Below are 25782 nucleotides of genomic sequence, written 5' to 3'. Positions count from 1 at the left end.
GCGGGCACGGCTCAGGAGGCGAAGAACATGGGGAACGGCGTTCTCAGCGGCGCGGTGATCGCGGTGGCCGGCGCGGGCGGACCCGCGGGGCGCGCGGCGCTGCTCAGGCTCGCGGAGGCGGGAGCGACCGTCGTCGGCGCGGACAACGACCCGGAGCGACTGGCGGAGGCCGTGGACGCGGCCCGCTACGGCGCCGGCGGCGCCACGGTCACCGGTGAGACGGTCGACCTGCTCGACGTGGACTCGACCCGGGACTGGGCCGCCCGTACCGAGAAGGAGTTCGGGCGGGTCGACGGCGTGGTCCACCTCGTCGGAGGCTGGCGCGGCAGCGAGACCTTCGCCAAGACGAACCTGCACGACTGGGACCTGCTGGACATGCTGCTGATCCGCACCGTGCAGCACACCTCCCTCGCCTTCCACGAGTCGCTGCAGCGCAGCGACCGCGGCCGGTACGTGCTGATCAGCGCCGAGGGCGCCAGCAAGCCCACCGCGGGCAACGCCGCGTACTCCGCCGCCAAGGCCGCGGCCGAGGCCTGGACGCTCGCCCTCGCCGACTACTTCAAGAAGGCCGGCGCCGCGGAGGGCGCGGAGGGGCCGACGTCCGCCGCCGCCATCCTGGTGGTGAAGGCCCTGGTGCACGACGCGATGCGCGCCGAGCGCCCGAACGCGAAGTTCGCGGGCTTCACCGACGTCAAGGACCTGGCCGAGAGCATCGCGGGCGTCTGGGACAGGCCCGCCGGAGAAGTGAACGGAAAGCGTCTGTGGCTGAGCAAGACGTCGTGAAGCGGGAGACCCCGGTCCGGGAAGCGGTGAACCCGCCGAAGACCGACGCCCGGCGCCACCACGACCCGGACCTCCGCGGCTTCGCCAGCGACAACTACGCCGGGGCCCACCCGGAGGTGCTCGCCGCCCTGGCCCTGGCCAACGGCGGGCACCAGGTCGCCTACGGCGAGGACGTCTACACGGACAACCTCCAGCGGATCGTCCGCAGCCACTTCGGCGCCACGGCGGAGGCCTTCCCCGTCTTCAACGGCACCGGTGCCAACGTCGTCGCGCTCCAGGCCGTCACCGACCGCTGGGGCGCGGTGATCTGCGCCGAGAGCGCCCACATCAACGTCGACGAGGGCGGCGCCCCCGAGCGCATGGGCGGCCTGAAGCTGCTCACCGTGCCCACACCCGACGGCAAGCTCACCCCCGAGCTGATCGACCGGCAGGCGTACGGCTGGGACGACGAACACCGCGCGATGCCGCAGGTCGTCTCGATCACCCAGAGCACCGAACTGGGCACCCTCTACACACCGGACGAGATCCGCGCGATCTGCGACCACGCCCACGCGCGCGGCATGAAGGTCCACCTGGACGGTTCCCGCATAGCCAACGCCGCGGCCTCCCTGGACGTCCCGATGCGGACGTTCACCAACGCGGTGGGCGTCGACATCCTGTCGCTGGGCGGCACGAAGAACGGCGCGCTGTTCGGCGAGGCGGTCGTCGTCCTCGCCCCCGACGCCGTCAGCCACATGAAGCACCTGCGCAAGCTGTCCATGCAGCTCGCCTCCAAGATGCGCTTCGTGTCGGTGCAGTTGGAGGCCCTGCTCGCCAGGGACCTGTGGCTGCGCAACGCCCGCCACGCCAACGAGATGGCCCAGCGCCTCGCCGAGGGCGTACGGGCCGTGCACGGCGTGGAGATCCTTTATCCCGTGCAGTCCAACGGGGTCTTCGCCCGGCTGCCGCACGAGGTGAGCGTGCGGTTGCAGGAGCGGTTCCGGTTCTACTTCTGGGACGAGTCCGAGGGTGTCGTGCGCTGGATGTGCGCCTTCGACACGTCGGAGGACGACGTGGACACCTTCGTGGCGGCACTCAAGGAGGAGATGGCGCGCTCGTGACCGCCCGTCAGGGGTCGATCCTGACGTCGGCGGCGACCGGGAGGTGGTCGCTGCCGGTGGCGGGCAGGGGCCGGACGCCGGTCACGGTCGCCGAGCGGGCCATGGCGTGGTCGATCCGGGAGTCGGGGAGGACCGCGGGCCGGCTGAAGGCGAAGTTCTCCGGGGGCGGGCCCATGTGCGAGGTGACCGAGGTCGACCCGCGGTCGTCCGGGTGCCGTTGAAGTCGCCCAGCAGGATCATCCGATCCACCTTCTTGGTGGGCTACGGCCCTGCCCGGCAACCCGGCGCTCTCGTCCCGCCGGCCGGAGTCGAAGCCGTTCGGCCGGACGCGGACCGAGGGCAGGTGCGCGACATACACGGCGACCTCACCCCACGGCGTACGCGCGGTGGACCGTCACCCGCGCCTCCAGCCCTCCTCGATCCCGTCGGGCCTGATGTCCACCTGCCGCACGTCGGCCAGGGGGTACGTGGACCAGAGGCCGACCGTGCCTTCGACCGCGCGGTACGGAGAGTCGGCTGCCAGAGCCCTCTCGTAGACCGGCAGCGCGGACGGTGTCAGCTGTTTCAGGGCGATGAGTTCCGACCGAGCGTCGCCCAGAGCCCCCGCTCCCAGGACCACCTCGCGCCGGAGCGCTCTCGGCCGAGGCGCGGGCCACCTCGGCGTCGTACCGGCCGGCGTCGAACAGCACCACGCGTCGCCCCGCCGACGACGCTCCGACCTCAAGCCGACTGATCATCCGATCACCCCATGCAGGCTGTGGCCGTCAGAGGCGTGCTCGATGAATAGATATGCGTGAAGACGCAAAAGAATTGACTCGGGGTGATCGGATTCCTAAGCTCTGCAGGCATGGAGCTGATCCAGAACACCCCCGACCTGTCCGCGTACTTGGCCGCCGACGAGGCGATCGACCACGAACACCCGCTGGTGCGTGCGACGGCCGCCCGGCTCGCCAGAGGGGTGGAGGACTCGTATGCCTATGCGCGGGCCGCGTTCGAGTTCGTGCGCGACACCATCCCGCACTCGCAGGACTCCGGCGACCTCCGTGTCACCTGGCGGGCCTCCGACGTGCTGGAGCAGGGCACCGGCATCTGCTACGCCAAGGCGCACGCGCTGGCCGCGCTGCTGCGGGCCGAGGACATCCCGACGGCCCTGTGCTACCAGAAGTTCGAGGTGGTGCACGGGCTGGTCGCCGTGCGCTTCAACGGGGCCTGGCATCGGCAGGACCCCCGGGGCAACAAGCCCGGCGTGGACGCCCGGTTCTCGCTCGACGGGGAACGGCTGGCCTTCACGCCCGACCCGGAGTCCAATGAGATGGACTATCCGGTCCTGTACGCTGAACCGCACCCGACGGTCCTCGGCGCCCTCAAGGCCGCCCCCGACCGGCCGTACCTCTGGAAGACGCTCCCCACCGCACTCTGAGGCAGGCGATGACTCTCACCCTGACCGTGTCCGACGAGGTGCGTGCCCTCGCGCCAGGCTTCACGCACCTCGTGATCGAGGCCCACGACCTCGCCAACGGGCCGAGTACCGACGCCAGTTCCGCCCTCCTCGACGACGCGACCCGCCGGCTCGCCGCGCGCCTGGACGGTCGCGCACCGCACGAGGACCCGCACATGGCCGCCTGGCGGGAGGTGTACACCGCGTTCGGGTCGAAGCCCTCGCGGACCCGCAACTCCGCGGAGGCGCTGGCGAAGAGGGCCCTTTCCGAGGGCGGACTGCCCCGGATCAACCTGCTCGTCGACCTCTACAACGCGATCAGCGTCGCCCACCTGATCCCCGTCGGCGGCGAGGACCTCGACCGCGTCCGGGGCGGCATGCGCCTGGTGCGGGCCACCGGTGCCGAGGACTTCGTGACCGTGGCCGGCGGCGAGGAGACCGTCGAACACCCCGACGCGGGCGAGGTGGTGTGGCGCGACGACGCGGGCGTGACCTGCCGCCGCTGGAACTGGCGCCAGGGTCCGCGCACCCGCCTCACCGAGGACACCGTCTCCGGGATCTTCCTGCTGGAGAGCCTGGCACCCGTGCCGGTCGCCGAGGTCGAGGCGGCGGGTGCCGAACTCACCGAACTGCTGCAGAAGTTCAGCCCGGGAGCCCGGATCCGGGTCGGCTCCCCGGCGTCCTGATCCGGTGCGGCCGGGACGGGCCCCGCCGCTCAGCGCGCCTCGGCCTCCCGGACCTGCTCCGGAGTCGGGGCCGTGCCGCCGAGATGGGCCGGCATCCACCAGGTGTCGTCCGCGTCCTTGGGGCGGACCGGGTAGGCGCGCTGGGCCGCCTCCAGAAGCTCGTTCACCCGCTCGCGCACCTGGCGGGTGATCGCGCCCGCGTACTTGTCCCGGGAGGCCTCGATCGCCTCGCCGACGCGGATGGTGACGGGGGTGTGGCTGCGCTTGAAGTTGCGCGGGTGCCCCTTGGTCCACAGCCGCTGCGTACCCCACAGGGCCATCGGGATCAGCGGCACGCCCGCCTCCTGGGCCATGCGCGCGGCGCCCGACTTGAAGGACTTCAGCGTGAACGACTGCGAGATCGTCGCCTCCGGGAAGACGCCCACGATCTCGCCGGACCTGAGCGAGTCCAGCGCGTGGGCGTACGCCGTCTCACCCTGGTTGCGGTCCACCGGGATGTGCTTCATCCCGCGCATCAGCGGGCCGGACACCTTGTGGCGGAAGACGGACTCCTTCGCCATGAACCGAACGAGACGTTTCTGTGGGAGCGCCGCCAGTCCGTCGAAGATGAAATCCAGATAGCTGATGTGATTGCTCACCAGCACGGCACCGCCCGAGCGCGGGATGTTCTCCGAACCCTTGCAGTCGATCTTGAGGTCCCACGCCTTGAACAACGCTTGGGCGAGACCAACGACGGGACGGTAGACAAGCTCTGCCATGGACGGAGTGGACCCTTCCTTCTCTGCCTGGGAAAGGGAAGCTCCCGGCGGGAAAGCTACGCAGCCGTAGGTTTACGGCATCTCGCAGATCGTGCCCCAAGAACGGACGGGGAGCCAGTCTTCGTGCCCGTCAACGGCGAGATTCTCGTCACGTCCACCCAGTGATCCACCTCGGGCTTTTACGTCGGCTTTACTCCGCCCGTACCGTTGCCCTACGTACAAGCAGGTACATCTCGCATCCCAGGCAGTAGCCGAACGCGGAGTTCAGGAAGGCGGCGGCAAGAGCGGCTCCCGTGGCGGCGAGACCCAGCCACTGCGGCCCCAGCGCGTAGCCCACCAGACCCACGCCGGCGAAGACCAGTCCCACCGCCTGCGCGAACCGCGGGGGTTCGGGTGCCTCGAACTCGGTGGGCGGCCCGAGCCGGGGCCGCACGACCGAGCGGAACAGCAGGCCGTAAGGCGAGCGGCCCACCCCGCCCGCCGCACCCAGCGCGAACGCCAGCGTCTGCCAGGCCAGCAGCCAGGTACTGCCCGTGATCAGCACGATCGCCAGGACGACGGTCGTCACGGCTGCCCCGAAACGCGGGCCTCTTGCGTCGATGTCCATGGGAAGTAAGCATTCCGCATCGACCGAACTCACAGGAGGCGGGAATCTTTGCAGTCTCGTGAACGCTGGTGCAGGGGATGACCGGACTCGTGGTGTGCGTCGCGGTGCTCGCGGTGGCGAGCGCCTACGGAGTGCTGCATCGGCGGCGGAACGGGAAGGTGCGAGTGCGCGGGCGCGACGACGGAAAACGGCTCGGCACGGCCGAACTGGGCGGCCCGCTCGGCGAGCGCGCCACACTCGTCCAGTTCTCCAGCGCCTTCTGCGCTCCCTGCCGGGCGACCCGACGGGTGCTCGGCGAGGTGGCGGAGCTGGTCCCGGGCGTGACCCATGTGGAGATCGACGCCGAAGAGCGGCTGGAACTCGTCCGTGAACTCGACATCCTCAAGACCCCGACCGTGCTGGTGCTGGACGCCGACGGCAGGGTCGTCCGACGTGCCGTCGGACAGCCGCGCAAGGCCGATGTGATCGCCGCGCTGGGGGAGGCGGTGTGAGGGAAGGAGGGGCGGGTGAGCCATCTCCCATATGCCGGGACGTACTTGACTGTGCGCACCACCTATCGTCAGCCTGACCGTATGCCTTCGGAACTCCTTCTCTTCGGGCGGGTGCACGTCGACCTCGCCCGTCACGCGAGCGCGCGCTGTCCGGGCTGTTGAGCAGCCACGGACGCCCCCGCCACTCCCCGCAGAAGGACAGCCCCATGACGGCCACGCCCGGCCTCGGCACCACCCGGATCGCCTCGCCCGACCTGCTGCGCTCCGTCTTCCGGCGGCACGCGGCAGGAGTCGCCGTGATCACCGCGCGCGGTGACGCCGGCCCCGTCGGATTCACCGCGACCTCCCTCAGCTCGGTCTCCGCCGAGCCCCCGCTGCTCTCCTTCGGTATCGGCACCGGCGCCTCCAGCTGGCCCGCGGTGGCCGAGACCGACCATGTCGGGGTGCACATACTCGGCGAGCACCAGCGGGACCTGGCCGCCACCTTCGCCCGCAGCGGCGCCGACCGCTTCGGCGCGCCCACCGCCTGGCGCGAGGGACCCGAGGGGGTGCCCGTGCTCGACGACGTCCAGGCCTGGCTGGTGTGCCGGATCATCGCCCGGGTGCCCGCCGGCGATCACCGCCTGGTGCTGGCCGAGGTCGTCCTCGGTGACTCCACCGGCCCGGGCCGTCCGCTCCTCTACCACCAGGGACGGTTCCACGGGCTGCGCGACTGATCGGCTCGCCCGCTCTTCTGCGAGACCGCCGAGTTCCGATTACGCTGCGTTGCGAAGGTCACAGTTCAAAGCGCTTGCTTAGCGGGAACGCAATAGGTGTACTGGCGAGTAATATTCGGGTCGGAGCGCAGGTCGCCCCGGCCGGGATCGGCCGCTTGGGGCGCCTATGCTGCCTGCAAGTAGGCAGCCGAAAACAGACGATGCAGTAGGAGAGCCGGCGTGAGCTTGAGGATCGTTGTCACTGTGAAGTACGTGCCCGACGCCACTGGCGACCGGCACTTCGCCGATGACCTGACCGTCGACCGGGACGACGTCGACGGTCTGCTCTCCGAACTGGACGAGTACGCGGTCGAGCAGGCGCTGCAGATCTCGGAGAACTCGGACGACGACGTCGAGGTCACCGTCCTGACGGTCGGCCCCGAGGACGCCAAGGACGCGCTCCGCAAGGCTCTCTCCATGGGTGCCGACAAGGCCGTCCACGTCGAGGACGACGACCTGCACGGCACCGACGCCCTCGGTACCTCCCTGGTGCTGGCCAAGGCCGTCGAGAAGGCCGGTTACGACCTGGTGATCTCCGGCATGGCGTCCACCGACGGCACCATGGGTGTCGTACCCGCGCTGCTCGCGGAGCGCCTCGGCGTACCGCAGGTGACCCTGCTCTCCGAGGTCTCGGTCGAGGACGGCACCGTCAAGGGCCGCCGTGACGGCGACGCCGCCTCCGAGCAGCTGGAGGCCTCCCTCCCGGCCGTCGTGTCGGTCACCGACCAGTCGGGCGAGGCGCGTTACCCGTCCTTCAAGGGCATCATGGCCGCCAAGAAGAAGCCGGTTCAGTCCTGGGACCTGTCCGACCTCGACATCGAGGCCGAGGAAGTCGGTCTGGAGGGCGCCTACACGGTCGTCGACTCCGCGGCCGAGCGTCCCGCGCGCACCGCCGGCACGATCGTCAAGGACGAGGGCGAGGGCGGCAAGCAGCTCGCCGAGTACCTCGCGGGCCAGAAGTTCATCTAGGAGTCGGTGGCGCGGGCCGGTTGCAACACGACCCGCGCCCCGGTGGATTGCTCATCGCAGGAGAGCATTCCCGTGACTCCGCCCGAAAGGGCTTCTCGCTCGACCGAGACGGCCCGCGACGGACAAGCCCTGCCCGATGCCAAACAGCATGCGCCGAGCCCAGCAGTCAACATGTCTTCCCCGGCCGAAGTTCGGGGTTCTCGCCCAGGAGTAGCAATGGCTGAAGTTCTTGTTTACGTCGACCACGCGGACGGCGCCGTCCGCAAGCCCACCCTTGAGCTGCTGACCCTGGCCCGCCGCATCGGCGAGCCGGTCGCCGTCGCCCTCGGGGCCGGCGCGGCCGACACCGCCGCCGTCCTCGGTGAGCACGGCGCGGTCAAGGTCCTCACCGACGACGCCGCCGAGTACGCGGACTACCTGGTCGTCCCGAAGGTGGACGCCCTCCAGGCTGCCGTCGAGTCGGTCTCCCCGGCCGCCGTGCTGGTCCCGTCCTCCGCCGAGGGCAAGGAGGTCGCCGCCCGTCTCGCGCTGCGCATCGGGTCCGGCATCATCACCGACGCCATCGACCTGGAGGCCGGCGACGAGGGTCCGGTGGCCACCCAGTCGGTGTTCGCCGCCTCCTTCACCACCAAGTCCCGTATCGCCAAGGGCGTCCCGGTCATCACGGTCAAGCCCAACAGCACCGCCGTGGAGGCCGCCCCGGCCGCCGGTGCCGTCGAGGCCCTGAGCGTCACCTTCTCCGCCCAGGCGACCGGCACCAAGGTCACCGCGCGCACGCCGCGTGAGTCGACCGGCCGCCCGGAGCTGACCGAGGCCGCGATCGTGGTCTCCGGCGGCCGTGGTGTCAACGGCGCCGAGAACTTCTCGGTCATCGAGTCGCTCGCCGACTCCCTCGGCGCGGCCGTCGGCGCCTCGCGTGCCGCCGTCGACGCCGGCTGGTACCCGCACACCAACCAGGTCGGCCAGACCGGCAAGTCCGTGTCGCCCCAGCTGTACATCGCCTCCGGCATCTCCGGCGCGATCCAGCACCGCGCCGGCATGCAGACCTCGAAGACGATCGTGGCGATCAACAAGGACGCCGAGGCCCCGATCTTCGACCTCGTCGACTACGGCGTCGTCGGTGACCTCTTCGACGTGGTCCCGCAGCTCACCGAGGAGATCAACACCCGCAAGGGCTGATCCCGCTCCGGGCGCAGGAGGCCCCCGCGACCGCTCTCAGGGCGGTCGCGGGGGCCTTCGCTCATCCCAGGGTCAGGGACGCCTGCACCGGCAGGTGGTCGCTCGGGAACTGCCCGTTCAGCGCGAAGGTGTTGACCGAGGCGCGGTGGGTGGTGACGCCCCGCGAGGCGAGGATCCAGTCGATGCGGTCGCCGTCGGGCGTCAGCGGCTGGTAGCCGTGGAAGGTGCCGTACAGCGCGCTCCGCTCGGCCGCGCTGTCCCAGGTGTCGACCAGGCCCGCGGCCAGCAGGGTGTCGTAGACCGCGTTCTTGTGGGCGGGGACGTTGAAGTCGCCGGTCATCAGGAGCGGCAGGGTCCGGTCGAGCCCGGCGATCCGCAGGGTGGTCAGGGAGGCGGCACGCGCGCGGGCGTACTGGCTGGCGTTGTCGAGGTGCGTGTCCAGGACGTAGAACTCCCGGTTCCCGTCGAGCAGGTCACGGAAGCGGACCCAGGTCACCATCCGGATGGAGCCGCCGCCCCAGGTGTTGGAGCCGATCACGTTCGGGGTGTCGGAGAGCCAGAAGTGGTCGTACTCCCGCGGGACCAGCCTGCGGGTGTCGTAGAAGATCGCCATGAACTCGTCGCGGCTGCCGCCCGCGCGGCCGGTGCCGATCCAGTCGTAGTGCTCTCCGAGGTCGGCCTCGATGTCGCGCAGCTGCGGGTAGAGGCCCTCCTGGGTGCCCAGGAGGTGCGGGCTCTCGCGGCGCAGCAGCTCGCGCATCACGGGTCTGCGGACGGTCCAGCTGTGGGGCTCGGCGGCGCTCGCGAAGCGGAGGTTGAACGACATGACCTGGAGGGGGCCGGCGCTCGTCTCGCCCGCCGAGGCGGGTGCGGACGAGAGTGCTGTACTGGACAGGGGCACGGAGATCGTGGCCGCCAACGCGGTCTTCAGACCCATTCGGCGCGTGACTCGGCTGCGGTTCGGCACAGGGGCTCCTTCTGCGGCGGCTGACGGGCGAGTCGGGAGGGAGTGCTGTGAAGTCGCGGTGTGCGCTGTGAAGTTGTCTGTTGAACGGTGACAGATGGACGTGAACATGCCGAGATGCGGGAGTGGACCGGATGGAAGACGGTGTTGACCAGGAGGAAGGTGGGCCGATAACTTCGTTCTACGGATTGTTGATTCCGCATAGCGGAAAATAGGAGAGTGCGGGATGGGTCAGGGCCAGCAGGAGCAGGTGGCGACGAGCCTCGCGGGCGCCGTCGGCGAGGAGATCAGCGCCTCCCTCGCCCCGGTCGACGCCGAACTGGAGCGCCGCTACCCCGGAGACCCCGGCACCCGCCAGCCCGTCCACACCGTCTACGTCCCCGGCGACGCCTTCGCCGCCGACACCATCCGCTCCTGGGGCGACCAGGCCCTTGCCGCCCTCGACGAACACGCCCCGGACGCCGCCTCCTTCGCAGCGGTCCTCGGCCTGTCCGACGCACTCGCCGAGCCCGTGTACTCCCGCGTCCGCGCCAAGCTGGAACAGGAGCCCGTCGAGGACCTGCGCGTCGACTTCGAGGACGGCTACGGCCTGCGCCCCGACGCCGAGGAGGACGAGACGGCCGCCCGGGCCGCCCGGCTGATCTCCGAGGCCTACCGCGACGGCACGGCGGCGCCGTACATGGGCATCCGCATGAAGTGCATGGAGGCCGCCGTCCGCGACCGGGGCATCCGCACCCTCGACATCTTCCTCACCGGCCTGACGGAGGCCGGTGGCCTGCCCGACGGGCTGGTGCTGACCCTGCCCAAGGTGACCTATCCCGAGCAGGTCACGGCCATGGTCCGCCTCCTGGAGGCCTTCGAGAAGGCGCGCGGCCTGGAGCCCGGCCGGATCGGCTTCGAGATCCAGATCGAGACCAGCCAGTCCATCCTCGCCACCGACGGCACCGCCACGGTCGCCCGGATGATCCAGGCCGCCGAGGGCCGCGCCACCGGGCTGCACTACGGCACCTTCGACTACAGCGCCTGCCTCGGGGTCTCCGCCGCCCACCAGGCCAGTGACCACCCGGCCGCCGACCACGCCAAGGCGATCATGCAGGTCGCGGCCGCGGGGACCGGCGTACGGGTGTCGGACGGCTCGACGAACGTCCTCCCGGTCGGCCCCACCGCCAAGGTCCACGACGCCTGGCGCCTGCACTACGGCCTCACCCGCCGGGCCCTCGCCCGCGCCTACTACCAGGGCTGGGACATGCACCCACGCCACATCCCCACCCGGTACGCGGCCGTCTTCGCCTTCTACCGCGAGGGCTTCGAACAGGCCGCCGCCCGCCTCGCCCGGTACGCGGGCCGCGTCGGCGGCGACGTCATGGACGAGCCCGCCACCGCCAAGGCCCTCAGCGGCTATCTGCTGCGCGGTCTCGACTGCGGCGCCCTCGACATCGCCGAGGTCGCCCGCCTCACCGGCCTGACTCGCGCCGACCTGGAGGGCTTCGCGTCCCCGAGGCGCGGAGACCTCACGGTCTCAGGTAAGTAGCGGACCGGTCACAGCCGCCACCATCGGCCGATGCCGTCGCTCCCGCCCCGTAGGCTGTGTCGCACATATGGACGGGTCACAGGAACGGGGCGGCGGTGTCTTCGGGGGAGAACGGACAGACCGACGAGGTCGGGCGGGTGCTGGCCGGGCGGTACCGGGTCGTGGCACAGCTCGGGCGCGGCGGCATGGGTGTGGTCTGGCGCGCGGTCGACGAGGTGCTCGGCCGTGAGGTCGCCGTCAAGGAACTGCGGACGTACACGGACGCCGACGGGCCCGAGCTCGACGGGCTGCGGCTGCGGATGCAGCGCGAGGCCCGCGCGGCGGCCCGGGTACGCCATCCCGGTGTCGTGGCCGTCCACGACGTCACGGAGGTCGACGGCCGTCCGCTGATCGTGATGGAACTGGTGGACGGCCCGTCCCTGGACGACGTCCTGCGTCGGCGCGGCACCCTCGACCCGAGCGAGGCGGCAGGCATCGGCGCCAAGGTCATGGACGCGCTGGCCGCCGCCCACCGCGCGGGCGTCCTGCACCGTGACGTGAAGCCCGGCAACATCCTGCTCGACCGCTCGGGCCGCGTCCTCCTCACCGACTTCGGCATCGCCACCATGAAGGACCCGGGCGACGGCTCGGCCACCCACCTCACCCGCAGCGGCGAACTCGTGGGTTCCCTGGACTACTTGGCACCCGAACGTGCCCAGGGCGCCGAGCCGGGCCCGGCCTCCGACATCTGGGCCCTGGGCGCCACGCTCTTCGCGGCCGTCGAGGGGGCCTCCCCCTTCCGCCGTACGTCCACCTTCTCCACCCTCACCGCCATCGTCACCGAGCCCCTCCCCGAAGCCCGCCGCGCCGGCCACCTGGGCCCCGTCCTCCAACGTCTCCTGGACAAGCGCCCCGAGTCCCGCCCGGAGGCGGACGAGGCGCGTGAGCTGCTGCAGAACGCGGCGGACCTGAGCGGCACGGACGCGTCGACGACGACACTGAGGGGCGCCGCTGGTGCCGCGGGCGCCGCGGGTGCTCCGCACCCGACGCCGGAGCAGACGGCGTGGAGCGTGCCGTCGGTACCGCCGGGCTTCGGTCCCGCGGAGTCCGTCGCGACGCCGCCGCCGGGGTTCGGCCCTGCGGAACCCGGCGCGACACCCACTCCGGGGTTCGGTCCGGCCGAGTCCGCCGCGACGCCGGCCCCGGATCCCGGTCCCGCGGCGTCCGGGGCGACGCCCACCCCGGGTTTCGGTCCCGCGGGCCCCACCGCCACGCCCACCCCGGGATTCGGCCCTCCGGAGCACCCGCTCCCGGCCGTCCCCGGTCACGCGTCCCCGTCCCCAGGGTTTCCCGGGGCGACACCACCGTCCGGCCCGTCCGCCACACCCGTGCCCGTGTCCGTGGCCTCTCCTCCCACCGGCCCCATGACCACCCCGACCTCGCCCCGCCGCAAGGGCCGCGCCCTCCTCGCGGCCGCCGCCGTCACCGTCGTCCTCGCGACGGCCGGGGCCACGGTCGCCCTGTTGAACAACGAGGAAAACGCCGAAGCCGGAACCGGGCCCACGGCGTCGGCCACCTCCACCGGCGCCTCCACGTCGACGGCCGACCGGGTCGACGGCGGTCGCTCGGACGATCCCGAACCGAGCGAACAGGGTGACGAGAAGACTCCGTCGCCGACCGGCTCCCCGGGCGGCGGGACCGACAAGAAGCCCATCGGCCGTGGCACCACGCCCGCACCGAGCGGCACCTCGGGCAGCGGCACCGACGGCGGTACCACCGGCGGCGGTTCGGGTGACGGCGGCACCACGGGCGGCGGCGGTACGAGCGGCGGTGGCACGAGCGGCGGTGGCACGAAGACCACACCGGCCCCGGTCTGCCACTCCGTCGGAGGCGGCAAGTACAACTGCGTGGTCTGGAAGACCGCCGCTTCCTACACCGCCTCCGGCACCCAGGTCGGGGTCCTGAACGCGGGCACCAACTACTTCTACTGCCAGCAGAACCTGGGCCGCCGCGAGACGTCCGGCGAGTGGACCAACGTCTGGTGGGCGAAGACGGACGACGACAAGGGCAACACGAACGTCTATGTCAGCGACGTCTACATCCAGGGCGGCGAGAACGACGAACCGGTCCCGGGACTCCCGGTCTGCTGAACCCGCACGTACCGCTCCAGCCCGGAAGCCGCCACCCGCTTCTCGTCCTCGAACAGCCGAGTGCCCCGTCGGCACAGTGCCCGATCGGCCCGGGCCCGTGCGCAGAACTCCTCGGGGGTCACCCCGAACAGCTCCCTCAACCGGGCGGAGCCCACGAGGAGTTCGGTGAGGAGTGCCCGCTGCCCCGGGTGGGTGCGGGGCGTGCCGGTGCCGTCGTGCAGGACGCCGTGGCGGTTCACGTACACGTACACGCCCGGCAGCGTCACCCCGGGTGCCGGCTCGACCCGTACCTCGGGGGCGGGCAGCCACGCACGGGCGTAGTTGCCGTGCGGCAGCGGCACGCCCTCGCTCGCGTCGACCACCGCGAGCTGCTCGGCGTCGAGCCAGATGACGAACAACTCCCGTACGGCTTCCGGCGCGTCGAAGGGTGACGCGGACACGTATCCCATGAGGCTGACGTGTGCGGAGACACCGATGTCGAGGCCGGTGACCCGGGACCGGACCATCGGGATCGGCGAGGTGATCCCGAACTCGGTCATCTTGTGCCGCAGTTGGGCCGGACTGGCGTTGGAGCCCACGGCCAGGACGGGCGTGCGGTGGTCGGGGGTCAGGTCGTCGAGAGGGAGCAGGTGGTCCCCGTGGAGGAGCCCGGACGCCGGCGGCCACGCACCGGGGTAGAGCAAGGGATGGTCGCGTGGTGCCTCGGCCAGGCCCAGCGCCTCCAGGGTGCGGGCGGGCCCCTTGCGCGGGTCGCTCGTCAGGTCGTCCACGGGCCGCTCAGTCCGACGGCGGCAGCTCGCCGGAGCCGCGGGTGATCAGCCGGGTCGGCAGCTCGATCCGCTCCGGGGTGAGCAGCGTGCCGTCCAGCTGACGGAAGAGCCGCTCGGCGGCCGTGCGGCCGAGGGTGGCCGAGTCCTGGGCGACGACCGTGACGGCCGGCTGGAGCAGGTCGGCGAGTTCGAAGTCGTCGAAGCCCACGAGGGCGACCCGGCGGGCCTGTTCGGCGAGGACCCGGACCACGGTGACCGTCACCCGGTTGTTGCCCGTGAAGATCGCGGTCACGGGGGAGGGGCCGGACAGCATCTCCTCGGCCGCCCGCCGCACCCGCTCGGGGTCGGTGACGCCCAGGGACATCCAGGAGTCCTCCACCGCTATGCCGGCGTCCTCCATGGCGGCCCGGTAGCCGCGCAGTCGCTCGGCGGCGGTGTGGATGCGGGGCATGTCGCCGATGAACCCGATCCGGCGGTGTCCGTGGGCGATGAGATGGGCCACGCCGTGGCGGGCGCCGCCGTGGTTGTCCGACAGGACGACGTCCGCGTCGATCCTCCCGGCCGGACGGTCCACGAACACCGTGGCGACGCCCGCCTTCAACTCGGGCTCCAGGTAACGGTGGTCGTCACCGGCCGGGATGACGACCAGGCCGTCCACCCGGCGCGCGCACAGCGCCAGCACCAACTCCTGCTCGCGGTCCGGGTCCTCCGCGCTGGAGCCGTTGATCAACAGAGCTCCGTGGGCCCGGGCCACCTCCTCGACGGCACGGCTGAGCGGGCCGTAGAACGGGTCCGCGAGGTCCTCCAGGACCAGCCCGATGCTGGCCGTGCGGCCCTTGCGCAGCACCCGCGCGCTGTCGTTGCGGCGGAAGCCCAGCGCGTCGATGGCCTCCTGGACGCGGCGCTCCGTCTCGGGGGTGACCCCCGCCTCGCCGTTGACCACCCGCGAGACCGTCTTCAGCCCGACACCGGCACGCGCGGCCACGTCCTTCATCGTCGGACGGTTGCCGTACCGGTTCGAGGAGAGGCGGTCCCCGAGGCGGTCGGCTCGGCTGTGGGTCTCGGCCACGATGCGGTGTCCTGTCCTGTCGTCCGCGGGGGATGTGTAGATCCATGATGTTGTATGAGGATGTGGCGTCGAGCATAGAGCCTGGACAACGTTGTCAGATGCGGGAGACACTGTCCACCGCAATCTCCGGCCTGCGCCCCCACCGCGAGACCGGTCTGCTGCTCGCACTGTTTCCTCATCGTTGTTTCCGATGGCTGTTCTCACGGCCGTTCTCATGCCTGACGGGGAGATCCGACACTGATGCACACCGACCTCGTGGCCGCGCTCGACATCGGCGGCACCAAGATCGCCGGGGCGCTGGTCGACGGCCACGGCCGGATCCAGGCCCGCGCACAGCGCGCCACGCCCGCGCGGGAGGACGGCGAGACCGTCATGCGGGCCGTCGAGGAGGTGATCGACGAGCTGACCGCATCGCCTCTGTGGGGACGCGCCACGGCGCTCGGCATCGGCAGCGCGGGTCCGGTGGACGCCTCCACGGGCACCGTGAGTCCGGTCAACGTGCCCGGCTGGCGCGACTATCCCCTCGTCGGGCGGGTGCGGGCCGCTGTCGGTGGGCTGCCCGTCGAGCTGATCGGCGACGGTGTCGCGATCACGGCCGCCGAGCACTGGCAGGGCGCGGCCCGCGGCCACGACAACGCGCTGTGCATGGTGGTCTCGACGGGCGTCGGCGGTGGTCTGGTGCTGGGCGGCCAGCTGCACGCGGGGCCCACCGGCAACGCCGGGCACATCGGCCACATCAGCGTCGACCTCGACGGTGACGCCTGCCCGTGCGGCTCGCGCGGCTGTGTGGAGCGGATCGCCAGCGGACCGAACATCGCCCGGCGCGCGGTGGAGAACGGCTGGCGGCCCGGCCCGGACGGTGACACCTCCGCCGTCGCGGTGGCCGCCGCGGCCCGGTCGGGGGACCCGGTCGCCGTGGCCTCCTTCGAGCGGGCGGCCCAGGCGCTGGCCGCGGGGATCGCGGCCACCGCGACCCTCGTGGAGATCGACGTCGCCGTCATCGGCGGTGGCGTGGGCAAGGCGGGTGACGTGCTGTTCGTACCGCTGCGCAAGGCCCTGACCGACTACGCGACCCTGTCCTTCGTGCGGCGCCTGACGGTGGTGCCCGCCCAGATGGGCACGGACGCGGGGCTGGTGGGCGCCGCCGCGGCGGCACTCGCCCGGCGGGCCGACACGACCGCGGCCGGCGTCTGACAGAGCCGGCAGGAACGTTTACCCGGAGCCGGGCCGACCCACGGGAGTCGGCCCGGCTCCGTGGTCCACGACACCGGTCCGGCTTCGGGCGGCAGGCTTGAACACGGACAACTTCGTGCGCGCCGTCGTGTTCCTGATCGGCCGCGCCGACATCGAGAGGCCGTGAACCTCGCCGCGCCCGGGCCACTGCCCCGGCGTGCGTTCCCGCGCGACCCGCGTGCCGCCTGGCGCGTTCCGATGGGCCTGCCCGCGACACGGTGGACGGTGGAGATCGGCGCCTTCACTCCGCGCCCGGACACCGAACTCCTGCCGAAGGGCCGGCGTGTGGTCCCCGGCCGCCTGCTCGAAGCCGGTTCCGCCCTCGACCACGCCACCTGGCCGGACGCCGCCGACCTGGTGGGGCGGCTGCGCGGCAGGTCCGGCGCCCTTCCCGGCGCTCCCGGGCGGCGCCTTGCGGAGCCTTCGCGATCACTTCGGCGCGGGGCGTGACCCCCACGGCCGTTCGACAGTTGAGCCCGGTATGAAGAAGCGCAGCATGCTCGCCATCGCCTCCCTCGCCACCGGCTTCGTCGTCGCGGCGGTCTCCCCGTCCCACGCCCTGGGCGACGAACTGGGTGACCTCGACGTCGACAAGACCCTCAGCGCCCTCGACCACACCATCGCCAGCGACAGCCTGTCCGGGGTCGACGAGAGTGCCCTCGGGAAGAACGGCTGACGAGGTACGGCAGAGCAGGACCGAGGCGCCGGTGCCCCCGCGAGGAGGGGGCGCCGGCGCCTGCTCGTGCGCCCTCAACTGCGGCTGGTTTCCGTGGCAGGGTGGAGCGGGCAAGCCTCAGGGGGCCAGTAGAAGAGGGGGAAACGTGATCGTCTGGGTCAACGGCGCGTTCGGTGCGGGGAAGACCACCACCGCACGGGAACTGATCGAACTGATCCCGAACAGCACGCTCTTCGACCCCGAGGTCATCGGCGGAGCGCTCTGGCACCTGCTCCCGGCCAAACACCTCGCCGAGGTCGGCGACTTCCAGGACCTGTCGATCTGGCGGCGGCTCGTGATCGACACGGCGGCCGCGATGCTCGCCGAACTGGGCGGGACGCTGGTCGTCCCGATGACACTGCTGCGCCAGGACTACCGGGACGAGATCTTCGGCGGTCTCGCCGCCCGCCGGATCACCGTCCGACATGTTCTCCTGGCCCCGGCGGAAACGATCCTGCGCGAGCGAATAGCCGGGCGGGAGATCCCGCCCGACCTGCCCGACGGCGAGATGCGGCAACGACAGTGGGCCTACGACCACATCGAGCCGTACCGCACCGCCCTCGCCTCCTGGCTCACCGCGGACGCCCACCCGATCGACAGCGGCGCCCTCACGCCGTACGAGACCGCCGCCCGGATCGCGGAGGCGGTCGGCGCCGGCTCGGTGCCCGTCTGCGACATCGTGCAGACGCCCGAGCCCACCTCGGAGACGCTCGCGGCGGGCGTCCTGCTCTTCGACGAGCAGGACCGGGTGCTGCTCGTCGACCCGACCTACAAGGCCGGCTGGGAGTTCCCCGGCGGTGTCGTCGAGCCCGGCGAGGCGCCCGCCCGGGCCGGGATGCGCGAGGTCGCGGAGGAGACGGGGATCCATCTGGACGACGTACCCCGCCTCCTGGTCGTCGACTGGGAGAGGCCCGCGCCCCCGGGCTACGGCGGTCTGCGGCTCCTCTTCGACGGCGGCCGGCTCGACTCCGCCGAGGCCGCACGCGTGGTGCTGCCCGGCCCCGAGCTGCGCGGCTGGCGCTTCGTCACCGAGGAGGAGGCCGCCGGCCTGCTGCCACCCGTCCGCTTCGAACGGCTGCGGTGGGCCCTGCGGGCGCGGGAACGCGGGGCCGCGCTGTATCTGGAGGCGGGCGTCCCTACGCCGTGACCGGCGGGCCGGACGGCTCGCCGAAGGGGGGTGGAAAGGGCGTCAGCCGGCTCTCCTCCCGGAACCGCCGGCCGAACTCGCTCATGACGACGGCCTGTCCGGCGTGCCGTGTGATGAGCTGGGCGGCGGCCTCCGGGATCCCGCGGGGCCGCTCGCCCTCGGCGCAGGCGCGGACGAACGCCTCCCGCTCCTGGCCCCGGTAGCCGTACAGCTCGGTGACGAGCCAGATCACCAGGTACATGCGGGTGTAGGCGCGGTCGTAGTGCCGGTGGGCGTCGAAGAAGACGCGCTCGCGCGGTGTCAGGCGGAACCGCGAGGACAGCGCGAGGCCGTGGTCGGTGAGGTAGAGGCGGCGGCCGTCGGTGAGGATGTTCCAAAAGTGCGCGTCGAAGTGCAGGAGGTCGTGGTCGTGGAGGAAGGAGACGACCTCCTCCAGCCGCCGTTCGACCAGCGCGCAGGCACTCTCGGGGTCGCCCGACGCCATCTGGGCGCGGAGCCAGTCGTGGAGGGTGGTGGGGAAGTACTCCAGGAACAGGGCGAGTTCCGCCGTCGCCGTCCGCAGACCCTCGACGCGCTCGCGCACCTGAGGAGTGCCGCCCCAGTAGGCGACGGTCCGCTCGACGTCCGCGATCTCCTCGGGGAGCGGCCGTGCCTCATCCGGCAGGACCCGCCAGTGGTGCAGCAGGGGAAAGCCCGCGAAGCGGTCCGACAGCGCCCAGTTCGTCGTCATCGTGTGCAGGGCCAGCTCCCGCCACGCGCCGAAACCGGTACTGGGGACGCTGCCGACGCCGTAGTGGAAGTGGGTCGGCAGGCCGAAGAGGTTCGCCGTGGAGCGCACGTTCTCCGGCCGCCGTTCCACGTCGGTGAGCCGCACCCGCTTCACGAAGACCGTCACACCGTCCACCTCGACCAGCGTCGTACGCCCGCCGATGCCGGAGCCGCCGGGCGTACCCGAGGCGAGGAGCCGGGTGAGCTCACGGTCACCGAGCAGATCCAGGGCCGTGGCGACGTCGGTGTGCCGGTCCAGACGTGTGGAGCGGGCAGACACCGTGGCCGCTCAGCCGGCCGAGTAGTTCCGCAGGAACAGCGCCTCGGCCACCGACAGCCGCTCCAACTCCTCGGGCGACACACTCTCGTTGACCGCGTGGATCTGGGCCTCCGGCTCGCTCAGGCCGATGAGGAGGATCTCCGCGTGCGGGTAGAGCGAGGCGAGGGTGTTGCACAGCGGAATGGAGCCGCCCTGGCCGGCGTACTGCATCTCCTGACCCGGGTAGGCGACCGACATCGCCTCGGCCATCGCCGCGTACGCCGGGCTGGTGGTGTCCGCGCTGAACGCCTGGCCCTGGCCGATCTGCTCGGTGTGCACCCGGGCGCCCCACGGGGTGTGCGCCACCAGGTGGGCCTCAAGGAGCTTGGTCGCCTCGGCCGCGTCCACGCCCGGCGGCACCCGCAGGCTGACCAGCGCACGGGCACCGGCCTGCACGGACGGGGTGGCGCCGACGACCGGCGGGCAGTCGATGCCGAGGACCGTGACCGAGGGGCGGGCCCAGATGCGGTCGGCGACCGTGCCGCCACCGACCAGCCCGACCCCGTCCAGCACCTTGGCGTCCTTGCGGAACTGCTCCTCGTCGTACTGCAGCCCCTCCCAGGTCGTCTCCGGAGTCAGCCCGTCGACCGTGGTCGAGCCGTCCTTCGCGCGCAGCGAGTCGAGGACGCGGATCAGGGCGCCGAGCGCGTCCGGGGCGGCGCCGCCGAACTGCCCCGAGTGCAGGTTGCCTTCGAGCGTGTCGATCCGCACCCGGAGCATGGTCATGCCGCGCAGGGTGGAGGTGACCGTCGGAAGGCCGACCCGGAAGTTGCCCGCGTCGCCGATGACGATGGTGTCGGCCTCCAGCAGCTCCGGGTGCTGCTCGGCGTACCGCTCCAGGCCGCCGGTGCCCTGTTCCTCGGAGCCCTCCGCGATGACCTTGACGTGGACCGGGACGCCGCCGTTCGCCTTCAGCGCCCGCAGCGCCAGCAGGTGCATGATCACGCCGCCCTTGCAGTCGGCGGCCCCGCGTCCGTACCAGCGGCCCCCGCGCTCGGTCAGCTTGAAGGGCGGGGTGATCCAGCCGGCCTCGTCCAGCGGCGGCTGCACGTCGTAGTGGGCGTACAGCAGGACCGTCTTGGCGCCCTCGGGGCCGGGCAGGTAGCCGTACACCGACTGGGTGCCGTCGGGGGTGTCGAGCAGTGCCACGTCCTGGAAGCCCTCGGCGGTGAGCGCGTCGGCGACCCAGCGGGCGGCGCCCTCGCTCTCGCTCCTCGGGAACTGGTCGAAGTCCGCCACCGACCTGAAGGCCACCAGCTCGGTGAGCTCCGCCTTCGCCCTGGGCATCAGCGAGGCGACGGTCTCGGCGACCGGATTCGACGACATGGGCACGCTCCTTGTGGGTGCGACGTTGTACCGATGAGTGCCGTAGATCCTCCCACAGCGGACTGTGGGGACGTCCGCCGTAGGATGCGGGGGACAGGTGTGGCAGTGGCTTGATCGGGAGCAGCGGACCATCGTGAGCAGCGAGAACTCTTCGGCGGACGACGTACAGCGGGTATGGGACGTCGTCGTGGTGGGCGCGGGACCCGCGGGGGCCTCGGCCGCCTACGCGGCGGCCGTCGCCGGGCGGCGTGTGCTGGTGCTGGAGAAAGCCGAGCTGCCCCGCTACAAGACATGCGGCGGCGGCATCATCGGCCCCTCCCGCGACTCCCTGCCCCCGGGCTTCGAACTGCCCTTCAGGGACCGGGTGCACGCGGTGACGTTCTCGCACAACGGCCGCTTCGCCCGCACCCGCCGCTCCAAGCAGATGTTGTTCGGGCTGATCAACCGGCCCGAGTTCGACCAGCAACTGGTCGAGCACGCGCAGAAGGCCGGCGCGGAACTGCGGACCGGGGTCACCGTCCAGCGCGTCGAGCAGCACGGCTCGGCGGTCCCGGACCGGCGTACGGTCGCCGTGGTCCTCCAGGGCGGGGAGACGGTGTTGGCGCGGGCCGTGGTCGGGGCCGACGGCAGCGCCAGCCGCATAGGAGCCCATGTCGGGGTGAAGCTCGACCAGGTGGACCTCGGCCTGGAGGCGGAGATCCCGGTGCCGGAGACCGTCGCCGAGGACTGGAAGGGGCGGGTGCTCATCGACTGGGGTCCGATGCCCGGCAGTTACGGCTGGGTGTTCCCCAAGGGCGACACGCTCACGGTCGGGGTGATCTCCGCGCGCGGCGAAGGCGCCGCGACCAAGCGGTATCTGGAGGACTTCGTCGGGCGGCTCGGCCTCGCCGGTTTCGAACCGAGCATCTCCTCCGGGCACCTGACCCGCTGCCGTGCCGACGACTCCCCGTTGTCGCGCGGCCGGGTGCTGGTGTGCGGGGACGCGGCGGGGCTGCTGGAGCCGTGGACCCGCGAGGGCATCTCGTTCGCGCTGCGCTCCGGCCGTCTCGCGGGGGAGTGGGCGATCCGCATCGCGGAGGCGCACGACGCGGTGGACACCCGTCGGCAGGCCCTGAACTACGCGTTCGCGATCAAGGCCGGGCTCGGCGTCGAGATGAGCGTCGGCAAGAGCATGCTGACGGTGTTCGAGCGCCGACCGGGCCTGTTCCACGCGGCACTCACCGGTTTCCGGCCCGCCTGGAACGCGTTCCGGGACATCACGCGCGGTGCGACCACGCTGGGCGAGCTGGTGCGCAGCCATCCGATGGCGCAGCGCGCCCTGGCCGCGATGGGGCCCCGGCCGGTACCGGTACCGGCACCTGCATCGGAATCAGGGGAGGACGAGGTCAGTTCGTGACCTCGATGCGGAAGACGGGGTGGTCGGGGGCGATCCGGCGCAGGTCGGCGTCCGGCGAGTCCGGGCCCACACCCTTGAAGAAGACGCCGACCTCGGCCTTCCAGCGCTTGAGGTAGGCGCGCAGCAGTGGCACCTTGTCGTCGTCGGCCACCTCGGCCGCGGTGAACGACTCCACGCGCTTGCCCAGGTGCAGTTCACCGCCGCCGGCCGCGCGCATGTTGTGCGTCCACTGGACGTGCCCGCGCGGGGCGACCAGGTACTGCCGGCCACCCACGGTCAGCAGGTTCACGGGGGTGGTCCGCCACTCGCCGCTCTTGCGGCCACGGACCGCCAGCACCCGGGAGCCCCAGACGCTGACGCCCCGGCGGGTCATCCACGCCACGACACGGTTGAGGACGTTGACGGTGAACCAGCCGGGCTTCTGGACGTGTGTGGTGGACATGGTGACCTCCGGGGTCGGGTGGAGCGTCGAGAGGGTGGGTGGAGCGTCGAGAGACGAATGGAGCGCCGCTCACTTTTGTGAGCACTGCTCTCGCTGGTGAGGAGTCTGCCCGAGAGTGGCCACCCAGAGCAAGAGCACTGCTCTCGTTTGTGTGCACCGATCTCCTTTCGTGGGAGACTGGCGTCATGAGCAGCACCGCACGCGGGGCCCGAGCCCGCGCCAGGATCGAAGTCACCGCGGCCATCAAGGACGAGGCACGCCGACAACTCGCGGCCGAGGGCGCCGCCAAGCTCTCGCTGCGCGCCGTGGCCCGCGAACTCGGCATGGTCTCCTCCGCGCTGTACCGCTACTTCCCCAGCCGTGACGACCTGCTCACCGCACTCATCATCGACGCCTACGACTCCCTCGGCGAGAGCGCGGAACAGGCCCATGCCGCCGTCGCCGACGCCGGACCCGTCCGGCGCTGGTCGGCGGTGTGCGAGGCGGTGCGCGCCTGGGCGCTGGGGCACCCGCACGAGTACGCGCTGATCTACGGATCCCCGGTCCCCGGCTACGCGGCACCGCAGACCACCGTCCCGGCTGCCGCCCGCGTCGGGCTCCTCCTCATCGGCATCCTGCGCGACGCCCACGAGGGCCCCGGCCTGACCCGGACCGCGCTGCCCGCGGAGCTGCGCCCCGAGGCCGACCGGATGACCGCCGACCTCGCCCCCGACCTCCCGCCCGAGACGGTCACGGCCCTCGTCGCGGCCTGGTCCCAGCTGTACGGACTGATCGGGTTCGAGCTGTTCGGCCAGTTCAACCGGGTGGTGGAGGACCGCGAACCGTTCTTCCGGCACGCGGTGACCCGCCTCGCCCACGGCGTGGGACTCGCGGATTCGCCATAGCGGCGAGGACCGGGCGTCAGGGCGGGCGTACTTCGCGGGGAGTACGCCCGGTCACCGCGCTCGGCGGACGCCGTCGGCAGGTCACGGCGTCTAGCGTGGCGGGCATGGACGTGGAGCGTGTACGCGGCGGCGGCCCCTCGCACTGGTGGCGGCACGGCCCGCCGTGGGCGGCCCGCGAGGACGAGGAGGGACGGCGTCCGCGGTGGCCCTGGCGTTCCACCGCGCTGCTCACCCTGTTCGTGCTCGTCGGCTCGAACTACGCGGCCGCCCAGCAGGTCCATGAGCGGGCTCCCCTGGACCCGTTCGCGCGTCTGCTGCTGGTCGTGGGCTCGGGCCTGCTGCTGTGGCGGTGGCGGCATCCGGTGCCCGTCGTGTTCGGTACGGCGGCGGCGGCCATGCTCTACCTGGGCGCCGGCTATCCGTACGGTCCGGTGTTCCTGACCGTCGCCCTGGCCTGCTTCGGCGCCGTCGTCGCCGGGCACCGCAGGGCCGCCTGGACGGCGCTGGGGATGCTCTGGGCCGGACACGTCCTGGTGGCGCACTGGTTGTACCGGTGGCTCCCACCGTCCGGTGACTCCGCCGCCGCCTGGGGACAGGAGGTCGCGGTCGCCACCTGGATGGTCCTGATCCTCGCGGTGTCCGAACTCGTCCGCACCCGGCGTGAGCAGTGGGCCCGCGAGCGGGCCGAGCGCGCGCAGGCGGCCCGGCGGCGCGCGGACGAGGAACGGCTGCGGATCGCCCGCGAGTTGCACGACGTCCTCGCGCACAGCATCTCCGTCATCAACGTGCAGGCGGGCGTCGGCCTCGCCCTCCTCGACACCGACCCGGAACAGGCGCGCTCCGCCCTCACCACCATCAAGGCCGCGAGCAAGGAGGCACTCGGCGAGGTCCGCCAGGTGCTCGACACCCTGCGAACGCCGGGAGACGCGCCGCGCGCCCCCGCGCCCGGCCTCGACCGGCTCCCCGAACTGGTGGAACAGGCACAGGGCGCCGGCCTGACGGTCGACGTCGAGGGGGAGCCGCCCCGGCTCGCCCCCGGGACGGACCTCGCGGCCTTCCGCATCGTCCAGGAAGCCCTCACCAACGTCGTACGGCACTCCGGTTCACGGCACGCGCGGCTGCGGCTCGACCACGACGGGGGCGCGCTACGGCTGTGTATCGACGACGACGGACCCGCGACCGGCGCCGACGCGGGCGGCAGCGGCAACGGTCTGGCCGGAATGCGGGAGCGGGCCGGCGCACTGGGTGGCACGATCGAGGCGGGCCCGCGCGCCGACGGCGGGTTCCGGGTGCTGGCCGTACTGCCGGCGAAGGTCAAGCCCAAGGAGAACGACCGGTGATCCGCGTACTGCTCGCCGACGACCAGTCACTGGTACGGGCCGGCTTCCGGGCGCTGCTCGACGCGCAACCGGACATCGAGGTGGCCGCGGAGGCCTCCGACGGCGAGGAGGCACTGCGCGGGGTACGTGAACTGCGCCCCGACGTCGTCCTGATGGACATCCGCATGCCGGTCCTCGACGGACTGGCCGCGACCCGGCGCATCACCGAGGACACGGCGCTGCACGAGGTCAAGGTGGTCATGCTCACCACCTTCGAACTCGACGAGTACGTCTTCGAGGCGATCCGCTCGGGCGCCTCCGGCTTTCTGGTCAAGGACACCGAACCGGAGGAACTCCTGCGCGCCGTACGGTCGGTGGTCGAGGGCGACGCGCTTCTCTCGCCGGGCGTGACCCGCCGCCTGATCGCCGAGTTCGCCGCCCGCTCCAAGGAACCGGCCGCGGCCGACGCCCTCGGCCGGCTCACCGAGCGGGAACGGGAGGTGATGGCGCTGGTCGGCATCGGCCTGTCCAACGAGGAGATCGCCCGCCGCCTGGTGGTCAGCCCGCTCACCGCCAAAACCCACGTCAGCCGCACCATGGTCAAGCTCGGCGCCCGGGACCGCTCCCAACTCGTCGTGCTGGCCTACGAGTCGGGGCTGGTCCGGCCGGGCTGGCTGGGCTGAGGCGCCTCCTGCCGGAAACGCGTCAGCACACTGACGACCCGGGCCAGGAAGAGGACGGGCGCCAGCACCACTGCGGCGCGGAGCAGCACCGGCTCGACGGCGTGCGGCAGTTCGAAGAGCAGCGCCGGTCCGGCGACCGCCCCGAAGAGGACCGCCGCCGCGAACGCCGCGCTGAACAGCGCGTATCCGATCTCGACGGTGATCGCGTCCCGTTCGGCCTGCCCGCGCCGTCCCCCGTGGCTCTCCACCCCGCAAGTGTCACAGGCGTGCGCCCGGCGGGGCAAGAAGACCCCGCCGGGCGCACACGAGCGCAGACGGCCC

Annotated in this window: 28 protein-coding genes; 18 read left to right on the top strand and 10 right to left on the bottom strand. The window is 71.9% G+C overall.

Annotation, left to right across the window (positions count from 1 at the left end):
- Nucleotides 1-27: 27 nt before the first annotated feature.
- Together ACZ5VD_RS10880 and ACZ5VD_RS10875 are read left to right on the top strand one after the other, a co-directional pair.
- The gene (locus ACZ5VD_RS10880) at nucleotides 28-783 is read left to right on the top strand and encodes an SDR family NAD(P)-dependent oxidoreductase (protein WP_468549995.1); all 756 of its coding nucleotides are present in this window, start codon (nucleotides 28-30) and stop codon (nucleotides 781-783) included.
- Nucleotides 784-809: 26 nt separating this feature from the next.
- Nucleotides 810-1883: a threonine aldolase family protein gene (locus ACZ5VD_RS10875; protein ID WP_468549994.1), complete on the top strand. Its 1074-nt coding sequence runs from the start codon at nucleotides 810-812 to the stop codon at nucleotides 1881-1883.
- 7 nt (nucleotides 1884-1890) lie between these two features.
- Here ACZ5VD_RS10875 and ACZ5VD_RS10870 read toward each other — a convergent pair whose 3' ends face one another.
- Nucleotides 1891-2241 (bottom strand): hypothetical protein, encoded by a 351-nt coding sequence (locus ACZ5VD_RS10870; RefSeq protein ID WP_468681967.1) that lies wholly within the window; start codon nucleotides 2239-2241, stop codon nucleotides 1891-1893.
- Between the two features lie 489 nt (nucleotides 2242-2730).
- Here ACZ5VD_RS10870 and ACZ5VD_RS10865 point away from each other — a divergent pair, with 489 nt between their 5' ends.
- Both ACZ5VD_RS10865 and ACZ5VD_RS10860 read left to right on the top strand, forming a co-directional pair.
- Nucleotides 2731-3303 (top strand): transglutaminase domain-containing protein, encoded by a 573-nt coding sequence (locus tag ACZ5VD_RS10865; RefSeq protein WP_468681964.1) that lies wholly within the window; start codon nucleotides 2731-2733, stop codon nucleotides 3301-3303.
- 8 nt (nucleotides 3304-3311) lie between these two features.
- Entirely contained in the window at nucleotides 3312-4007 is a 696-nt protein-coding gene (locus ACZ5VD_RS10860; protein ID WP_468681962.1) for a B3/B4 domain-containing protein, read from the top strand.
- 29 nt (nucleotides 4008-4036) lie between these two features.
- Here ACZ5VD_RS10860 and ACZ5VD_RS10855 read toward each other — a convergent pair whose 3' ends face one another.
- The gene (locus ACZ5VD_RS10855) at nucleotides 4037-4765 is read right to left on the bottom strand and encodes a lysophospholipid acyltransferase family protein (protein ID WP_468549672.1); all 729 of its coding nucleotides are present in this window, start codon (nucleotides 4763-4765) and stop codon (nucleotides 4037-4039) included.
- 190 nt (nucleotides 4766-4955) lie between these two features.
- On the bottom strand, nucleotides 4956-5372 hold the full coding sequence (locus ACZ5VD_RS10850) for a DUF4395 domain-containing protein (protein ID WP_468549671.1): 417 nt from the start codon (nucleotides 5370-5372) through the stop codon (nucleotides 4956-4958).
- 77 nt (nucleotides 5373-5449) lie between these two features.
- On the opposite strand from ACZ5VD_RS10850, the gene ACZ5VD_RS10845 reads away from it, so the two are divergent.
- The 4 genes from ACZ5VD_RS10845 to ACZ5VD_RS10830 all read left to right on the top strand — a co-directional run bounded on the left by ACZ5VD_RS10845 (nucleotide 5450) and on the right by ACZ5VD_RS10830 (nucleotide 8766).
- Entirely contained in the window at nucleotides 5450-5863 is a 414-nt protein-coding gene (locus tag ACZ5VD_RS10845) for a TlpA family protein disulfide reductase (protein WP_468549670.1), read from the top strand.
- Between the two features lie 206 nt (nucleotides 5864-6069).
- Nucleotides 6070-6579 carry a flavin reductase family protein gene (locus tag ACZ5VD_RS10840; RefSeq protein WP_468549669.1) on the top strand — a complete coding sequence of 170 codons (510 nt, stop codon included), beginning with the start codon at nucleotides 6070-6072 and terminating at the stop codon, nucleotides 6577-6579.
- 219 nt (nucleotides 6580-6798) lie between these two features.
- Nucleotides 6799-7587, top strand: coding sequence for an electron transfer flavoprotein subunit beta/FixA family protein (locus tag ACZ5VD_RS10835; RefSeq protein ID WP_468549668.1), 789 nt, complete (start codon nucleotides 6799-6801; stop codon nucleotides 7585-7587).
- Between the two features lie 216 nt (nucleotides 7588-7803).
- Nucleotides 7804-8766, top strand: coding sequence for an electron transfer flavoprotein subunit alpha/FixB family protein (locus ACZ5VD_RS10830; protein WP_468549667.1), 963 nt, complete (start codon nucleotides 7804-7806; stop codon nucleotides 8764-8766).
- Between the two features lie 61 nt (nucleotides 8767-8827).
- Here the strand turns inward: ACZ5VD_RS10830 and ACZ5VD_RS10825 are convergent, their stop codons facing one another.
- Nucleotides 8828-9733, bottom strand: a complete 906-nt coding sequence (locus ACZ5VD_RS10825; protein ID WP_468681959.1) for an endonuclease/exonuclease/phosphatase family protein — start codon at nucleotides 9731-9733, stop codon at nucleotides 8828-8830.
- Between the two features lie 223 nt (nucleotides 9734-9956).
- Here ACZ5VD_RS10825 and ACZ5VD_RS10820 point away from each other — a divergent pair, with 223 nt between their 5' ends.
- Together ACZ5VD_RS10820 and ACZ5VD_RS10815 are read left to right on the top strand one after the other, a co-directional pair.
- Nucleotides 9957-11261, top strand: coding sequence for a DUF6986 family protein (locus ACZ5VD_RS10820; RefSeq protein WP_468681958.1), 1305 nt, complete (start codon nucleotides 9957-9959; stop codon nucleotides 11259-11261).
- A 95-nt stretch (nucleotides 11262-11356) separates the two neighbouring features.
- A complete protein-coding gene (locus ACZ5VD_RS10815) occupies nucleotides 11357-13390 on the top strand; it encodes a protein kinase domain-containing protein (protein WP_468681956.1) in 2034 nt (677 codons plus the stop codon).
- Here the strand turns inward: ACZ5VD_RS10815 and ACZ5VD_RS10810 are convergent.
- Nucleotides 13336-14160, bottom strand: coding sequence for a hypothetical protein (locus ACZ5VD_RS10810; protein WP_468681955.1), 825 nt, complete (start codon nucleotides 14158-14160; stop codon nucleotides 13336-13338). The two genes, ACZ5VD_RS10815 and ACZ5VD_RS10810, sit on opposite strands and share 55 nt — an antisense overlap.
- A gap of 7 nt (nucleotides 14161-14167) precedes the next feature.
- Nucleotides 14168-15229: a LacI family DNA-binding transcriptional regulator gene (locus ACZ5VD_RS10805; protein WP_468549662.1), complete on the bottom strand. Its 1062-nt coding sequence runs from the start codon at nucleotides 15227-15229 to the stop codon at nucleotides 14168-14170.
- A 240-nt stretch (nucleotides 15230-15469) separates the two neighbouring features.
- On the opposite strand from ACZ5VD_RS10805, the gene ACZ5VD_RS10800 reads away from it, so the two are divergent.
- From ACZ5VD_RS10800 to ACZ5VD_RS10785, 4 genes are all read left to right on the top strand, one after another.
- A complete protein-coding gene (locus ACZ5VD_RS10800) occupies nucleotides 15470-16423 on the top strand; it encodes an ROK family protein (protein WP_468549661.1) in 954 nt (317 codons plus the stop codon).
- A 162-nt stretch (nucleotides 16424-16585) separates the two neighbouring features.
- Nucleotides 16586-16912, top strand: a complete 327-nt coding sequence (locus tag ACZ5VD_RS10795) for a hypothetical protein (RefSeq protein ID WP_468549660.1) — start codon at nucleotides 16586-16588, stop codon at nucleotides 16910-16912.
- A 31-nt stretch (nucleotides 16913-16943) separates the two neighbouring features.
- Complete coding sequence (locus tag ACZ5VD_RS10790; protein ID WP_468549659.1) at nucleotides 16944-17138, top strand: hypothetical protein; 195 nt, start codon at nucleotides 16944-16946, stop codon at nucleotides 17136-17138.
- A 145-nt stretch (nucleotides 17139-17283) separates the two neighbouring features.
- On the top strand, nucleotides 17284-18324 hold the full coding sequence (locus ACZ5VD_RS10785) for an NUDIX hydrolase (RefSeq protein WP_468549658.1): 1041 nt from the start codon (nucleotides 17284-17286) through the stop codon (nucleotides 18322-18324).
- On the opposite strand, the gene ACZ5VD_RS10780 is transcribed toward ACZ5VD_RS10785, so the two are convergent.
- Nucleotides 18314-19372, bottom strand: a complete 1059-nt coding sequence (locus ACZ5VD_RS10780) for a BUD32 family EKC/KEOPS complex subunit (protein WP_468681954.1) — start codon at nucleotides 19370-19372, stop codon at nucleotides 18314-18316. The two genes, ACZ5VD_RS10785 and ACZ5VD_RS10780, sit on opposite strands and share 11 nt — an antisense overlap.
- A 9-nt stretch (nucleotides 19373-19381) precedes the next feature.
- Complete coding sequence (locus tag ACZ5VD_RS10775; RefSeq protein WP_468681953.1) at nucleotides 19382-20737, bottom strand: M20/M25/M40 family metallo-hydrolase; 1356 nt, start codon at nucleotides 20735-20737, stop codon at nucleotides 19382-19384.
- A 133-nt stretch (nucleotides 20738-20870) separates the two neighbouring features.
- On the opposite strand from ACZ5VD_RS10775, the gene ACZ5VD_RS10770 reads away from it, so the two are divergent.
- The gene (locus tag ACZ5VD_RS10770; protein ID WP_468549655.1) at nucleotides 20871-22133 is read left to right on the top strand and encodes a geranylgeranyl reductase family protein; all 1263 of its coding nucleotides are present in this window, start codon (nucleotides 20871-20873) and stop codon (nucleotides 22131-22133) included.
- Here ACZ5VD_RS10770 and ACZ5VD_RS10765 read toward each other — a convergent pair.
- Nucleotides 22123-22575: a nitroreductase family deazaflavin-dependent oxidoreductase gene (locus ACZ5VD_RS10765; protein ID WP_468549654.1), complete on the bottom strand. Its 453-nt coding sequence runs from the start codon at nucleotides 22573-22575 to the stop codon at nucleotides 22123-22125. The two genes, ACZ5VD_RS10770 and ACZ5VD_RS10765, sit on opposite strands and share 11 nt — an antisense overlap.
- A gap of 185 nt (nucleotides 22576-22760) precedes the next feature.
- Here ACZ5VD_RS10765 and ACZ5VD_RS10760 point away from each other — a divergent pair, with 185 nt between their 5' ends.
- The 3 genes from ACZ5VD_RS10760 to ACZ5VD_RS10750 all read left to right on the top strand — a co-directional run bounded on the left by ACZ5VD_RS10760 (nucleotide 22761) and on the right by ACZ5VD_RS10750 (nucleotide 25461).
- Entirely contained in the window at nucleotides 22761-23459 is a 699-nt protein-coding gene (locus ACZ5VD_RS10760) for a TetR/AcrR family transcriptional regulator (protein WP_468549653.1), read from the top strand.
- A 104-nt stretch (nucleotides 23460-23563) separates the two neighbouring features.
- Nucleotides 23564-24799: a sensor histidine kinase gene (locus tag ACZ5VD_RS10755; RefSeq protein WP_468549652.1), complete on the top strand. Its 1236-nt coding sequence runs from the start codon at nucleotides 23564-23566 to the stop codon at nucleotides 24797-24799.
- Nucleotides 24796-25461 (top strand): response regulator transcription factor, encoded by a 666-nt coding sequence (locus tag ACZ5VD_RS10750; protein ID WP_468549651.1) that lies wholly within the window; start codon nucleotides 24796-24798, stop codon nucleotides 25459-25461. The genes ACZ5VD_RS10755 and ACZ5VD_RS10750 overlap by 4 nt, the downstream gene beginning before the upstream one ends.
- On the opposite strand, the gene ACZ5VD_RS10745 is transcribed toward ACZ5VD_RS10750, so the two are convergent.
- Entirely contained in the window at nucleotides 25422-25709 is a 288-nt protein-coding gene (locus tag ACZ5VD_RS10745) for a DUF6332 family protein (RefSeq protein WP_468549650.1), read from the bottom strand. The genes ACZ5VD_RS10750 and ACZ5VD_RS10745 overlap by 40 nt on opposite strands.
- Nucleotides 25710-25782 lie beyond the last annotated feature (73 nt).

It is taken from the genome of Streptomyces sp. NPDC032822, assembly GCF_055578825.1.
This window is presented reverse-complemented; position numbering and strand designations above follow the sequence as displayed.